Source organism: Mycobacterium sp. NGS40 (assembly GCF_059812735.1).
Window position 1 is genome coordinate 125726 of sequence record NZ_JCALDG010000007.1, and the last position, 13350, is coordinate 139075.

The window sequence follows — 13350 nt, forward strand, 5'->3', positions numbered from 1 at the left end:
TAGGTAGGTTTGCCGCCTGTGACAACCGTCTCAGGCGGACTCATAGAAAAACCGCTGGTCGGTGTCAGGCGACCAATTCGACCAGGGTGGCATTGGCCGTGCCGCCGCCCTCGCACATGGTCTGCAGCCCGTAGCGAATGCCGTTGTCGCGCATATGGTGCGCCAACCGGGTCATCAGCACCGCCCCCGACGCGCCCAGCGGGTGGCCCAGTGCGATCGCGCCGCCCAGCGGATTGACCAGGCCGGGCTGGGCGCCGGTCTCGGCGATCCAGGCCAGCGGGACCGGCGCGAAGGCCTCGTTGACCTCGAATGCACCGACCTCTGCCAGCGGAACACCCGCCTTCTTCAGCACCTTTTCGGTGGCCGGAATGGGACCGGTGAGCATCAGCACCGGGTCCGCCCCGGTGACGGCTCCGGCACGGTACCGCACGATCGGTGTCAGCCCCAGCTCGACCGCCATTTCCGATGTCGTCACCAGCAGCGCGGCGGCACCATCGGAGATCTGGGAGGAATTGCCGGCGTGAATAACGCCGTCGTCGGCAAAGGCGGGCTTGAGCGCGCCCAGCTTCTCCACCGTGCTCCCCCGCCGCACACCCTCGTCAGCGGTGACGACGGCCTCGTCGTCGGTGATGACCGGGATCATCTGATTGGTGAAGGCGCCGCTGTCCTGCGCGGCCGCGGCCCGTTCATGGGATTGGACGGAGAATTCGTCGAGTTGGGTGCGCGAGAAGCCCCACTTCTTGGCGATCATCTCCGCGGACAGACCCTGGTTGAAGGAGAAGTCGTCATAGCGGGCGAGGACTCTCGGGCCGTAGGGCATGCCGGTCGCCCGCGCCGAACCCAGCGGTACGCGGCTCATGACCTCGACCCCGCCTGCCACGACGACGTCTTGCTGGCCCGACATCACCGCCTGCACCGCGAAGTCCAGGGCCTGCTGACTGGAACCGCAGGCCCGGTTGACGGTCGTCCCGGGGATGCTCTCGGGCCAGCCGGCGGCCAGTACCGCGTAGCGCCCGATGTTGCTGGACTGGTCGCCGACCTGAGACACGCACCCCCAGATCACGTCGTCGACGATCTCTGGCCCCACTCCGGCGCGTTCCAGCACCTCGTTGAGGACGATGGCGGACAGGTCCGCGGCGTGCATGCCCGACAGCCCGCCATTGCGTTTCCCGACCGGCGTGCGCACCGCCTCGACGATGACCGTCTCCCGCATGTCTCTACTCCGATTCCTGGTCCGATTTCGATAACGCCCACCGGCCAGTAAACGACGGTTCCCGTCGCTCGCTGAAGGCGGCATAGGCCGCGGCCGCATCCGCGGTCGCGAAGTTGCCGATCTGCGCGCGTGCTTCGTTGGCCAGCGCGTCGCGCAGGGTGCGGTCGGCGCCCTCGTTCAGCAGGGCTTTGGTCTGGGCCAATGCAATCGGCGGACCAGCCGCCAGCCGCCCGGCCAAATCCTGAACGAAAGTGTCGATCTCTTCAGCCGACACGACCCAGGTGACTAGGTTCAGCGCGAAGGCTTCCGCGGCGTCGATGGTGTCGGCCAGCAGTGCCAGCCGCTTAGCCTGTTGCAGGCCAGCGAGTTTCGGCAGCAGCCAGGAGCCGCCGAGGTCGATTGACAAACCCCGTTTCGAAAAGATCTGCGAGAATGTCGAATCGGGAGTTGCGACCACCAGATCGCAGCCCAGCGCCAGGTTCCATCCGGCGCCGACCGCGACGCCCGTCACCTTGGCCACCGTCGGCTTTGGCAACTCGTGCAGCGCCAGCGCGACGTCGGTGAGCCGTTGCAGCTTGTACTTCGGGTGGATGTCGTCGGGAATACCGATGTCGGCGCCGGAGCAAAACGCTCCGCCCGCACCGGTGATCACCAGCGCACGCACGCTGGGGTCACGGCCCGCCTCGAGCAGCGCGTCGCGCAATGCGATCCACAGCTCGGGGCTGATGGCATTCTTGCGGCGCGGACGGTTGAGAGTCAGCGTGCGCACCCCATCGTCGTCCGCGGACAGCAGCACGGCTTCGTCGGTCGTGGTCATCGAGGTCGAACGTACGTCAGGTCACCATGCCGCCGTCCACCGGCAGCACCTGCCATCAATAACTCCTCGGCAGTTTCAGCACATTGGCGCCCAAGAAGTTCAGGATCATCTCCTGGCTGACCGGAGCGATCTTCATCAGCCGGGACTCACGGAAGTAGCGGGTGATGTGGTATTCCTCGGCGTAACCCATGCCGCCGTGGGTTTGCAACGCCCGGTCGGCGGCGGCGAAGCCCGCATCGGCACAGAGGTACTTTGCGGTATTCGCTTCGCGCCCACAGGGTTTGCCGTTGTCGTACAGCCAGGTGGCCTTGCGCAGCATCAGTTCGGCGGCGTCGAGACGGGCCAGCGAATCCGCGAGCGGGAATTGCAGGCCCTGGTTCATGCCGATCGGCCGGCCGAAGACCTCACGCTCGCTGCCGTACTTCACCGCTTTTTCCAGCGCCACCCGGCCGATGCCGAGTGCCTCCGCCGCGATCAGCATCCGCTCGGGATTCAGGCCATCGAGGATGTACTGAAATCCCTTGCCCTCCTCACCAACTCGGTCCTCGACTGGCACCTCTAGGTTGTCGATGAACAATTCGTTGGAGCTGACGGCATTGCGGCCCATTTTGCGGATCGGGCGGACGTCGACGCGGCTGCGATCGAGATCGGTGAGGAACAGCGTCATCCCGTCGGTCTTCTTGGTGACCTCGTCATAGCTCTGGGTTCGGGTCAGCAACAGGATCTTGGAGGATTCCATCGCCTTGGAGATCCACACCTTGCGGCCGTTGACGACGTACTTGTCTCCGTCGCGCTTGGCGAACGTGGTGATGCGTGAGGTATCAAGTCCGGCACCGGGTTCGGTCACACCGAAGCAGACGTGCACCTCGCCCGTCGCCACCGACGGCAGGGTGCGCGCCTTGAGGTCGTCCGAACCGTGCACGACGACGGGCTGCATGCCGAAGATGGACAGGTGGATCGCGCTGGCCGCGTTCATCGCACCGCCGGCCTTGGCTACCTCCTCGAGCAGGATGGTCGCCTCGGTGATTCCGAGTCCATGGCCGCCGTACTCGGTCGGGATCGTCATACCCAGCCAGCCGCCGTCGGCTATCGCCTGGTAGAACTCGGCCGGAAACTCGTGCGCGAGATCCTTTTCCATCCAGTACTGGTCGTCGAACTTGCGAGCGAGCTCTGCGACCGACCTTCGGATCAGCTCCTGGTCATCGGTCAGCTCGAAATTCATTCCACCGCCGGGCACTGCCAGATCTCCTTCAAGTCGGTTCATGCACCGGCGCACCAGCGATCCGGTGGAGCGTCAATCCTTATTGCCGGTAAGGGCTTTCGCGTTGGCCGCGAAGTCCGCGAAGGACGAGCCGCCCCTGGTGTCCTTCGCGTGGCCCGCCGCCTTGATCGACACGTCGTGTCCCTGGGCCGCCTTGCGCAATGCGCCCACGGTGGCCTGCTCGCGCGAAATGTGACTGAACGGGTCGAACGAGTACCACCGCATCGCGTTCTCGTAGGTCATCTTGTTGATCTCGTCGTCGGGAACATTGTTGAGGCTCAACACATCCCACAGCTCCTCGGGCGCACCCGGCCACATCGAGTCGCTGTGCGGGTAGTCAGCCTCCCAGCAGATGTTGTCGATGCCGATCATGTTGCGCAGCGCCACACCGACCTTGTCGCTGATGAAGCAGGTCAGGAAGTGGTCGCGGAAGACCTCGCTGGGCAGTTTGCCCTTGAAGTCCTGGTGCGTCCAGGCGGAGTGCATCTCGAAGGTCCGGTCCGCGCGCTCCAGGAAGTAGGGAATCCAGCCGGTCCCACCCTCGGAGAGGGCGACCTTGAGGTCCGGGTATTCCTTGATCGGCCGCGACCACAACAGGTCCGCGGCAGCCTGCACGATGTTCATCGGCTGCAGCGTGATCATCACGTCCATCGGCGCGTCCGGCGCCGTGATGGCCAGCCGGCCCGACGAACCGATGTGCACGTTCATCACGGTGTCGGTGTCCACCAGAGCTTTCCACAGCGGGTTCCAGTACTCGTCGTGGAAGCTGGGATAACCCATCGCGGCGGGGTTTTCGGTGAAGGTCAGCGCGTGCACGCCCTTCTTCGACACCCTTCGCACCTCGGCGGCGCACGCCTCGGCGTCCCAGATCACCGGGATCGCCATCGGGATGAAGCGCGCGGGGTAGGCGCCGCACCACTCGTCGATGTGCCAGTCGTTGTAGGCCTGCACCAGCGCGATCGAGAAGTCGTGGTCGTCGGTCGCGAACAGCCGCCCGGCGAAACCCGGGAACGACGGGAAGCAAATGGAGGCCAGGATGCCGCCGGCGTTCATGTCCTTGACGCGCTCGTCGACGTTGTAACAACCGGGCCGGATCTCGTCGAGCCCGGTCGGCTCGATGCCGTACTCCTCCTTGGGCCGGCCGGCGACGGCGTTCAGCGCGACGTTGGGGATGACCGTGTCGCGGAACTTCCACATGTCCGAACCATCATCGTTGTGCACCAGCCGCGGTGCGTCGTCCTGGTACTTCTTCGGCAGGTGGTTCTTGAACATGTCGGGCGGTTCGACGGTGTGGTCGTCGACGCTGATCAGCATCATGTCTTCTTTGTTCATGAGCTTCCCTCTCCATCGGATCCACGTGCAGTCTGCTCCAAGGGCATCGGCTGTCGTCTCGCCCCGCTACCTCTGAAAACTAGCTTCTCGCCAGGCGAGAATCAACATCCACAGGACTGGACGAGCAATCGAGGGCCTGTTCCGGCACACCCCATTCGAGCCCCGATTGACCTCTCACGTGCGACTACGCCATCACAGAAAGGCCAGCACCGGCCCTGACTCCAAAGAATGAACCAAAACTTTGTTCAGCTGCGCCCGCAGCGGTGTCGCCCGGCACTCCCGACATACCGGTGTGCGGCGGCGAGGTTCTCGGCCGGCTGCGGTGCACTACCCGTTGGCATTGACCAACCGAGCGAATCGTGCAAGTCTGTTGGTTGTAAATGAGAATATGATTCTCTTTCACCGAGAGGAAGCCGTTGATGCGCTTGTCGCCGCTGCCCGCGGATCAGTGGGACGAGGCTACCCAGCAGGCACTCTCGGCGATGCGGGGCGCGGACACCAATAACGCACTGTCCACGCTGGCCCACCACCCGCCCCTGGCCAAGGCGTTCCTCCGATTCAACGTCCATCTGCTGATGACATCGACGCTGCCGGCCCGCATCCGCGAACTGGCCATCCTGCGCGTCGCCCATCGCCGCGAGTGCGCCTACGAGTGGTCGCACCACGTCAGCATGGCCAAGGCGGAGGGCATCACCGACGAGCAGATCGACGACGTCCGCCGGGGCGAGGCCACAGATCAGTTCGACCGCACGGTGCTGACCGCGGTCGACGAACTCGAGGAACAGTCCCAGCTGTCCGACCAAACCTGGGCGGCGCTCGGTGAACGCCTCAACGACCAGCAGCGCATGGATTTCGTCTTCACTGTCGGCTGCTATGGCCTGCTGGCCATGGCTTTCAACACTTTTGGCGTAGAGCTCGAACAGGCCGCCGAATCCGGCGGCAAGACCTAGACAAGAGAGGTTGATAACGTGGCCCACTTCCCCAAGCCGGCCGCCGGCAGCTGGACAGAAAACTACCCCGAGCTGGGGACCGCGCCGGTCGACTACACCGACTCGATCGACCCGGCGTTCTTCGAAGCCGAGCGCGACGCGATCTTCAAAAAGACCTGGCTCAACGTCGGCCGGGTCGAGCGGCTGCCCAAGACGGGCAGCTACTTCACCAGGGAACTGCCGTCGGTCGGCAAGGGCACCTCGGTGATCATCACCAAGACCAAGGACGGAACGGTCAAGGCCTACCACAACGTCTGCCGGCACCGCGGAAACAAGTTGGTGTGGAACGACTTTCCCAACGAGGAGACCTCCGGCACCTGTCGGCAGTTCACCTGCAAGTACCACGCCTGGCGCTACAGCCTGGACGGCGATCTGACCTTCGTCCAACAAGAAGACGAGTTCTTCAACCTCGACAAGAGTCAGTACGGTCTGGCACCGGTTCGCTGCGAGGTGTGGGAAGGCTTCATCTTCATCAACTTCGACGACAACGCGGCGCCGCTCACCGACTACCTCGGGCCGCTGGCCAAGAGCATCGAGGGCTACCCCTTCAGCGAGATGACCGAAACGTACTCGTACCGGGCCGAGGTCGGCAGCAACTGGAAGCTGTTCATCGACGCGTTCGTCGAGTTCTACCACGCGCCGATCCTGCACCAGGGGCAGTACACCAAGGAGGAGGCCGCCAAGATCCAGAAGTACGGCTACGAGGCACTGCACTACGAAGTGGCCGGCCCGCACAGCCTGCAGTCGACCTGGGGTGGTCAGGCGCCGCCGGCGGACATGAGCATGGTCAAGCCCCTGGACCAGGTGCTGCGCAGCGGTTTGTTCGGCCCGTGGGACAAGCCCGAGCTGATGCAGAATTTCGAGCTGCCGCCGGGCGTCAACGTGAAGAGGGTCCCGCAGTGGGGCATCGACTCGTGGCTGTTCTACCCGAACTTCATGCTGCTGATCTGGGAACCTGGCTGGTATCTGACCTACCACTACTGGCCTACCGCGGTGGACAAGCACATCTTCGAGTCGTCGCTGTATTTCGTTCCGCCGCGCAATGCGCGGGAGCGCCTGGCTCAGGAGTTGGCCGCCGTAACCTTCAAGGAGTATGCGTTGCAGGACGCCAACACCTTGGAGGCAACCCAGACCATGATCGGCACCCGCGCCGTCAAGGAGTTCTTGCTGTGCGACCAGGAAGTCCTGATCCGCCACCTGCACAAGACCACCGGTGACTACGTGAAGGAGTACCAGCGCAATGGCGTTACCGTCTGAATTCGCTGCCCTGGAGCCGTTTTTGGAGTGGGATCTGGCCACCGAGCCCGAGCGCTACGCCAAGCGGCTGGCCTCGACGATGCCCGAGATGCAGGCGTTCTATGACGTCGCGTTCCCGAAGCTCAACGACGCCATCGCGTACTGCGACAAGTTCCCGCTCAACGACCTGCCCGACGACGCGAAAAGCCTGATGCACATCATGCAGTCGTTGGTCATGGTGTCCTTCCCGATCGAGGCATGGAAGCAGCCGCGCGTTCCCGACAGCGGCGCCGCGTGGGTCGAAGTCATTCGGGAACCGGTGATCTGAGCGGTGCAGACGCTCAAGGCCGCCGGACTGCTTGACGTCGACGCCGGCGAAATCGTCTCGCCCGGCATCGTGAAGATCGAGGAAGACCGGATCGTCGGCGTCGGTGGCGAACCCGAAGGCGAGATAATCGATCTCGGCGATCAGATCCTGCTGCCCGGCCTGATGGACATGGAGGTCAACCTCCTGATGGGCGGGCGCGGTGAGACGCCGGGGCTGTCCCAGGTGCAAGACGATCCCCCGACGCGAGTGCTGCGTGCGGTCGGCAACGCCCGGCGCACCCTGCGTGCGGGTTTCACCACCGTGCGCAACCTGGGCCTGTTCGTGAAAACCGGCGGCTACCTGCTCGACGTCGCGCTGAGTAAGGCCATCGACGCGGGGTGGATCGACGGACCCCGAATCGTCCCGGCCGGACACGCGATCACGCCCACCGGCGGGCACCTGGACCCGACGATGTTCGCCGCCTTCATGCCGGGTGCGTTACAGCTCACGGTCGAAGAGGGCATCGCCAACGGCGTCGACGAGATCCGCAAGGCGGTGCGCTACCAGATCAAGCACGGTGCCCAGCTGATCAAGGTTTGTGTCTCCGGCGGTGTCATGTCGTTGACCGGTGAGGCCGGCGCACAACACTATTCGGACGAAGAACTGCGCGCGATCGTCGACGAGGCGCACCGGCGCGGGTTGCGCGTCGCGGCACACACGCACGGCGCGGAGGCGGTCAAGCACGCGGTCGCGTGCGGTATCGACTGCATCGAACACGGCTTCCTGATGGACGACGAGGCGATTCAGATGCTGGTCGACAACGACCGGTTCCTGGTGACCACCCGCAGACTCGCTCAGGCGATGGATGTGTCCCGCGCTCCGAAGGAATTGCAGGACAAGGCCGCCGAGATGTTCCCCAAGGCAGAGACATCGATCAAGGCCGCCTATGAAGCCGGGGTCAAGATCGCGGTTGGCACCGATGCGCCCGCGATTCCCCACGGCCGAAACGCCGACGAACTTGTCACGCTGGTCGAATGGGGCATGCCGCCGCTGGCGGTGCTGCGGGCCGCAACCACCACCGCCGCAGAGCTGATCAACAAGACCGACCGGGGCCGGCTGGCGTCGGGTCAGCTCGCGGATATCATCGCGGTACCGGGAAACCCGTTGGAAGACATCACCGTTACCCAACGCGTCAGCTTTGTCATGAAAGGCGGCAAGGTCTATGCCAACACAGCCAACCAGAACTGACGATCTGGTCGAGATTCAGCAGCTGCTCGCCCGCTACGCCGTCACCATCACCCAAGAAGACATCGACGGCCTGATCGGCGTCTTCACCCCGGACGGGACCTACAGCGCGTTCGGCTCCACCTATCAGCTGGACAGGTTTCCCGAGCTGGTGGCCGCCGCACCAAAGGGCTTGTTCCTCACCGGAACTGCCTTGGTCGAGAATCTCGACGGCGACTCGGCGAGTGGCACCCAGCCGTTGTGCTTCATCGACGGCTCGACGCATGACATGCGGATCGGCTATTACCGCGACACCTACCTGCGGACCGCGGAAGGCTGGCGACTCAAGACCCGCGCCATGACGTTCATTCGCCGCAGCGGTGTGCACGACTCCGGACGTCCGCACGCCATCGGCCGTCCGCAGCCCTGAAAGCCGAGCCGTGAATGTCGAGGAGTTCCGGTCGGGTCTGCGTAAGTGGCTCGACGAGAACGACTTAACGCCCGGACCCGACCACTCGCTGCAGGGGCACATGCTGCAGTTCCGCCGCGTCAGCCGGGCGTTGTACGACGCCGGCTGGATGCGCTACGGCTGGGCGGAGGAGGTCGGCGGGCTGGGCGGGCCGGCGCTGCTGCGCGCGATCGTCGGCGAAGAGGTGGTGGGCCGGCGGTTGGCCGAGCCCGGCCCGTATTCGATGCTCGAGGTGTTGACACCCACTATGATCGACTACGCCCCTCCCGAACTGGCCGCGGCGATGGTGCCGCGGCTGCTGCGCGGCGAAGAACAATGGTGCCAAGGCTTTTCCGAACCCGGTTCCGGCAGCGACTTGGCCTCGCTGACCACTCGGGCTGTTCCGGACGGCGACAACTGGATCGTCAACGGGCAGAAGGTCTGGACCAGCTTCGCCCAGTTCTCCACCCGCTGCGTTCTGCTGACTCGCACCGGGCCCGGCCATGACGGCATCACCGCATTCTTCGTCGATCTCGACACCCCCGGGATCACCATCCGCCCGCTGCGCACCATGCACGGCGTCGACGAGTTCTGCGAGGTGTACTACGACGACGTGGTGATCCCGTCGAGCCGGATGCTCGGCCAGCCGGGCGACGGCTGGAAACTCGCGATGGATCTGCTCCCCTTCGAGCGGTCCACCTGCTTCTGGCAGCGCATCGCCTACCTCTACTCGCGCTTCGATGCGCTCATCGCCGAGGTCTCCGGCGGCAGCCAGCACGGCGGCCACGACGAATATGATTTGGGTGCAGCTTATCTCGCGCTGCACACGCTGCGGTGCCGCTCGCGTGCCACCCAGTACCGGCTGCGCGACGGCGCCCGCTTGGGCCCCGACACCTCCATCGACAAGGTGCTGCTGGCCTCCGCCGAACAACGGCTGTACGACACCGTGCGCGACCTGCTGCCCGGCGACCTCGAGCTCGACGACACGCCGTGGCGCGCGGAGTACCTGTACTCGCGTGCCTCGACCATTTACGGCGGGACCGCCGAGATTCAGCGCAACATCATCGCCCGCCGGCTCCTCGACCTCGGAAAGGAGTGATCATGGACCACTCCGAGGAACTGCGGTTACTGGCCGAGTCGGTGCGCACCGCGATGGGCTCGTCTTCCGGCGCCATGCTCGATGCGGCGCTGACGGACCTCGGCTGGCACGACATGTTGGACGAAATCCCAGATATCGCAATACCGTTGGTGTTCCGCCTGCTCGGCGAGACCGGCGCGCACGCGCCCGTGCTTAACGACGTGGTGCTGCGCGCGGCCGGACGGTCCCCCGGCGGCCTCACCCCGCTCCCGTTCGCCGGAGATTCCTGGGTGGTGTGGAAGCGCGACGACATCCCAAGTTCGGCTATCGACAACGACTTGCCGATACATCCTGTCGCAGAAGGTGATTCAGCTGCGCAAGCGGGGCTGGCCGCCGGCAGGCAAGCACTGGGCTGGTGGCTGGTGGGTACCAGCCGCGCGATGCTCGCACTAGCGCGCCAGCACGCCCTGGACCGAGTGCAGTTCGGCCGCCACATCAGCTCGTTTCAGGCGATCCGGCACCGGCTGGCCGAGACACTGGTCGCGATCGAAGGCGCCGAGGCGACCCTGCACGCCGCCACCGCCGCATCCGACGACCCCGACGACCTGGCCAGCTTGCTGGCCAAAGCGGCGGCCGGTCAGGCCGCGCTGACCGCGGCGCGCCACTGTCAGCAAGTGCTCGGCGGGATCGGTTTCACGGCCGAACACCGACTTCACCACCACATCAAACGGTCGCTGATTCTGGACAACCTGCTCGGCAGCGCCCGGGAACTGACCTCACAGGCCGGAGTAGCCTTGCGGGCCAAGGGATCTGCGCCGCGGCTGGTGCAGCTGTAGCGCCTGCGAGTCGCGCGCGGGCGCGCATTGCCTAGTATTAGCGCACATGCGCTATCACGTGGAACCTCGAAATCAGGCCGGCGTCGCCGCGGTGGTCCTGGGCGGGTTGGCACTCGCCACCTGCTGGTTGCTGATCGGGGTGCCGTTGGGTATCGCGGCGCTGATCACGGGCGACATCGCCCGCCGGCGGGCGGGCCGCGGTGAGGCCACCAATCCCCGGGCCGCGGTAGCCGGCATGGTGTTAGGCACGGTGGCGATCGTCGCCGGGCTCATCGCCATCGGCTACTACTCGTGGCTGGACACCCAGGATCCGGACCGTTTGCAGCGATGCCTGGACAACCCCGCCACCACTAACTGCTAGCCCCGGGGCAGTCCCAGGACTCGTTCGGCGATGATGTTGCGCTGAACTTCGGACGTGCCGCCGGCGATGGTCGCGGCGAAGGTGCGCGTGTAGCGGTCAAACCAGCTGCCGTAATGGCTGTCCAGGTTGAGTGGGGCGAATCCAGCGGTGACCCCGCGCAACACCAGCCCGTCGCCCCCCTTGGCGTTCAGGGCGTCCTCGCACGCGCGTTGCATGGCCTCCGAACCGAGCAGCTTGAGCACCGACTGCGCGGGCACATCTTCGTGGCCACGCGCGGCTTTGGCCAAGGTCGCCGACCCCAGCAATCGCATCGCGTAAAAGTCCATCACCAGCGTGGCGTAGCGATCCCGCTGCACGGGTCCGGTAGGGCTGGACTCGACGGTCAGCGCGTGCAGCATGTCGGCGTAGTCCAGCCACAGCATGGCGCGTTCGTGGCCGAGTGAACCGGTCGCGACGCGCCAGCCCGCATTGAGCTCGCCGACCAAGTTCTCGGCCGGCACTCGCACGTCGGTGAAGAAGACCTCGTTGAAGTCGACGTCTTCGATGTCGGCCACCGAGGCGAACGGACGACGCACCACACCGGGTGTGTCGGTCGGAATCAGTAAAGCGCTGATTCCCTTGTGTTTTGGCGCATCGGGGTCGGTGCGCACGAACGTCAGCAGCACGTCGGCGTGATGGGCACCCGACGTCCACACCTTCTGCCCGTTGACGACGAACTGGTCACCGTCAAGCACCGCGCGCGTCTTCAGCGAGGCGAGATCGGAGCCCGCGCCGGGCTCGCTCATTCCCAGCGATGCCGTCATCTCCGCGCGCAGAATCGGCACTGCCCAGCGCTGCTTTTGTTCCGGCGTCCCGAATGACAGCAATGACGCCGCGATGATGCCCACGCCCTGCGGATTGAAACTTTGATAGATCCGCCGCCGCGACAACTCCTCGAGGTACACGTATTGCTGCAGCAGCGTGGCATTCCGACCGCCGAACTCCGGGGGGTTCCCGGGTACCAGCCACCCGTTGTCGAACAGCAACCGCTGCCAGCGGCGGGCCCACTGCGGAATGTCCGAACTCGATTGCGGCCGTTCGCCCGTCTGCGCCGCGTCGAGCGGATTCGCGTCCAGGAAGGCCGCGAACTCCGCGCGGAAATCCTCGACGTCGCTGTCAAAGGTCAGCTGCACAGCGCTCCCTTGAGATTCGCTAGCGCGCGGATTATCGGTAGATCCGGGTTTCCGCCGATGGCGCGGTTCACTCTTGCGATTCCGCTTCTATACACACGTCTAGGAGAATAGTATTCTCGTGTCGAGAAAGTTACAATCTCCGCCATATGGTCCGAGAGGGGGTCGAGCGCAGCGATGTCACGGCGTTCTCCGGTAGAGTCCAACCATGTTCTCCCCTCGCGGCAATCGTCCGAGCCTTCCGTGACCAACCCAAGCGAAGAGCCGGCCTGGAAACAGCGCGCCGTCGAGCGATCAATCAAAACGGCGAAACTGCGTGCGGCGCAGCGCGTTCAGCGCTTCCTCGACGCGGCGCAGGCCATCATCATCGAAAAGGGCAGCACAGACTTTACCGTCCAGGAGGTCGTGGACCGCTCCCGCCAGTCACTGCGGAGCTTTTACCTGCAGTTTGACGGCAAGCACGAGCTGTTGCTCGCGTTGTTCGAGGATGCGCTGAGCCGGTCGGCCGACCAGATCCGGGCCGCTACCGAAAGCCACTCCGACCCGCTCGAGCGGCTCAAGGTAGCCGTGGAGCTGTTGTACGAGGCCTCACGTCCGGACCCCACGGCCAAACGCCCGCTGTTCACCGACTTTGCCCCGCGGTTGCTGGTAACACACCCCGCTGAGGTCAAGATCGCCCATGCACCGCTGCTGGCATTGCTGACCGAGCTCATGGAAGCGGCTTGCGACGCAGGCAAGTTGCGCGAAGGGCTCAATCCTCGCCGCATTGCTGCGATGACGATGCAGACGGTGATGTTCATCGCTCAGTCCAGCGGCGGCTCCGACGATGCGACGATTCATCCGATCACCGCTGACGAGGTCTGGGACTTCTGCTCTGCCGGATTCGTCGCCTGACACCTGCCGCGAAACGCGTCGGCCATCGCCTGACCTGAGCAAATAGCGCACCTGATTTGCTTGGCGAGAATCAGGTTCTCTAATATCTAGAACTACAAGTAGCCGAAACGGATTCGCCGTTGACACCCGTTCCCGGGTGATGACAGAGTTCAGTGGCGGCGCCCTCCCGCCCCTGGGAGCGGGTG

The 13350-nt window shown here is 64.8% G+C and carries 14 protein-coding genes; 9 read left to right on the forward strand and 5 right to left on the reverse strand.

The genetic code is table 11. From position 1 onward, the window contains the following. Positions 1-64 precede the first annotated feature (64 nt). From AC5Y5O_RS13100 to AC5Y5O_RS13115, 4 genes are all read right to left on the reverse strand, one after another. Positions 65-1213: a thiolase family protein gene (locus AC5Y5O_RS13100; RefSeq protein ID WP_096290079.1), complete on the reverse strand. Its 1149-nt coding sequence runs from the start codon at positions 1211-1213 to the stop codon at positions 65-67. A gap of 4 nt (positions 1214-1217) precedes the next feature. Next, the gene (locus tag AC5Y5O_RS13105; RefSeq protein WP_096290080.1) at positions 1218-2030 is read right to left on the reverse strand and encodes an enoyl-CoA hydratase/isomerase family protein; all 813 of its coding nucleotides are present in this window, start codon (positions 2028-2030) and stop codon (positions 1218-1220) included. A 55-nt stretch (positions 2031-2085) separates the two neighbouring features. Next, the gene (locus AC5Y5O_RS13110) at positions 2086-3252 is read right to left on the reverse strand and encodes an acyl-CoA dehydrogenase family protein (protein WP_500025599.1); all 1167 of its coding nucleotides are present in this window, start codon (positions 3250-3252) and stop codon (positions 2086-2088) included. Positions 3253-3324: 72 nt separating this feature from the next. Continuing rightward, positions 3325-4623: an amidohydrolase family protein gene (locus AC5Y5O_RS13115; RefSeq protein WP_096290081.1), complete on the reverse strand. Its 1299-nt coding sequence runs from the start codon at positions 4621-4623 to the stop codon at positions 3325-3327. Between the two features lie 419 nt (positions 4624-5042). Here AC5Y5O_RS13115 and AC5Y5O_RS13120 point away from each other — a divergent pair, with 419 nt between their 5' ends. Genes AC5Y5O_RS13120 through AC5Y5O_RS13155 form a run of 8 tightly spaced genes read left to right on the forward strand, consistent with a single transcriptional unit; the run spans position 5043 to position 11102 of the window. After that, complete coding sequence (locus AC5Y5O_RS13120; protein ID WP_096290082.1) at positions 5043-5573, forward strand: carboxymuconolactone decarboxylase family protein; 531 nt, start codon at positions 5043-5045, stop codon at positions 5571-5573. Between the two features lie 18 nt (positions 5574-5591). Next, on the forward strand, positions 5592-6869 hold the full coding sequence (locus AC5Y5O_RS13125; RefSeq protein WP_096290083.1) for an aromatic ring-hydroxylating oxygenase subunit alpha: 1278 nt from the start codon (positions 5592-5594) through the stop codon (positions 6867-6869). Then, positions 6853-7176, forward strand: a complete 324-nt coding sequence (locus tag AC5Y5O_RS13130) for a hypothetical protein (protein ID WP_096290084.1) — start codon at positions 6853-6855, stop codon at positions 7174-7176. Before AC5Y5O_RS13125 ends, AC5Y5O_RS13130 begins: the two co-directional genes overlap by 17 nt. 3 nt (positions 7177-7179) lie before the next feature. Continuing rightward, complete coding sequence (locus tag AC5Y5O_RS13135) at positions 7180-8403, forward strand: metal-dependent hydrolase family protein (protein ID WP_096290085.1); 1224 nt, start codon at positions 7180-7182, stop codon at positions 8401-8403. After that, the gene (locus AC5Y5O_RS13140) at positions 8378-8809 is read left to right on the forward strand and encodes a nuclear transport factor 2 family protein (RefSeq protein ID WP_096290086.1); all 432 of its coding nucleotides are present in this window, start codon (positions 8378-8380) and stop codon (positions 8807-8809) included. The genes AC5Y5O_RS13135 and AC5Y5O_RS13140 overlap by 26 nt, the downstream gene beginning before the upstream one ends. Positions 8810-8819: 10 nt before the next feature. Continuing rightward, positions 8820-9926 (forward strand): acyl-CoA dehydrogenase family protein, encoded by a 1107-nt coding sequence (locus AC5Y5O_RS13145; protein WP_096290087.1) that lies wholly within the window; start codon positions 8820-8822, stop codon positions 9924-9926. 2 nt (positions 9927-9928) lie between these two features. Beyond that, positions 9929-10741: an acyl-CoA dehydrogenase family protein gene (locus tag AC5Y5O_RS13150; protein WP_500025556.1), complete on the forward strand. Its 813-nt coding sequence runs from the start codon at positions 9929-9931 to the stop codon at positions 10739-10741. Between the two features lie 46 nt (positions 10742-10787). Then, positions 10788-11102 carry a DUF4190 domain-containing protein gene (locus tag AC5Y5O_RS13155; protein WP_096290089.1) on the forward strand — a complete coding sequence of 105 codons (315 nt, stop codon included), beginning with the start codon at positions 10788-10790 and terminating at the stop codon, positions 11100-11102. On the opposite strand, the gene AC5Y5O_RS13160 is transcribed toward AC5Y5O_RS13155, so the two are convergent. After that, a complete protein-coding gene (locus tag AC5Y5O_RS13160; RefSeq protein WP_096290090.1) occupies positions 11099-12274 on the reverse strand; it encodes an acyl-CoA dehydrogenase family protein in 1176 nt (391 codons plus the stop codon). The genes AC5Y5O_RS13155 and AC5Y5O_RS13160 overlap by 4 nt on opposite strands. A 240-nt stretch (positions 12275-12514) precedes the next feature. Here AC5Y5O_RS13160 and AC5Y5O_RS13165 point away from each other — a divergent pair, with 240 nt between their 5' ends. Continuing rightward, complete coding sequence (locus AC5Y5O_RS13165) at positions 12515-13165, forward strand: TetR/AcrR family transcriptional regulator (RefSeq protein ID WP_096290091.1); 651 nt, start codon at positions 12515-12517, stop codon at positions 13163-13165. Positions 13166-13350 lie beyond the last annotated feature (185 nt).

Coding starts and splice junctions, on each gene's coding strand:
- AC5Y5O_RS13130 (WP_096290084.1), top strand. CDS start 6,853: ATGGCGTTACCGTCTGAATTCGCTGCCCTGGAGCCGTTTTTGGAGTGG.
- AC5Y5O_RS13155 (WP_096290089.1), top strand. CDS start 10,788: ATGCGCTATCACGTGGAACCTCGAAATCAGGCCGGCGTCGCCGCGGTG.
- AC5Y5O_RS13100 (WP_096290079.1), bottom strand. CDS start 1,213: ATGCGGGAGACGGTCATCGTCGAGGCGGTGCGCACGCCGGTCGGGAAA.
- AC5Y5O_RS13115 (WP_096290081.1), bottom strand. CDS start 4,623: ATGAACAAAGAAGACATGATGCTGATCAGCGTCGACGACCACACCGTC.
- AC5Y5O_RS13105 (WP_096290080.1), bottom strand. CDS start 2,030: ATGACCACGACCGACGAAGCCGTGCTGCTGTCCGCGGACGACGATGGG.
- AC5Y5O_RS13150 (WP_500025556.1), top strand. CDS start 9,929: ATGGACCACTCCGAGGAACTGCGGTTACTGGCCGAGTCGGTGCGCACC.
- AC5Y5O_RS13110 (WP_500025599.1), bottom strand. CDS start 3,252: ATGAATTTCGAGCTGACCGATGACCAGGAGCTGATCCGAAGGTCGGTC.
- AC5Y5O_RS13140 (WP_096290086.1), top strand. CDS start 8,378: ATGCCAACACAGCCAACCAGAACTGACGATCTGGTCGAGATTCAGCAG.
- AC5Y5O_RS13120 (WP_096290082.1), top strand. CDS start 5,043: ATGCGCTTGTCGCCGCTGCCCGCGGATCAGTGGGACGAGGCTACCCAG.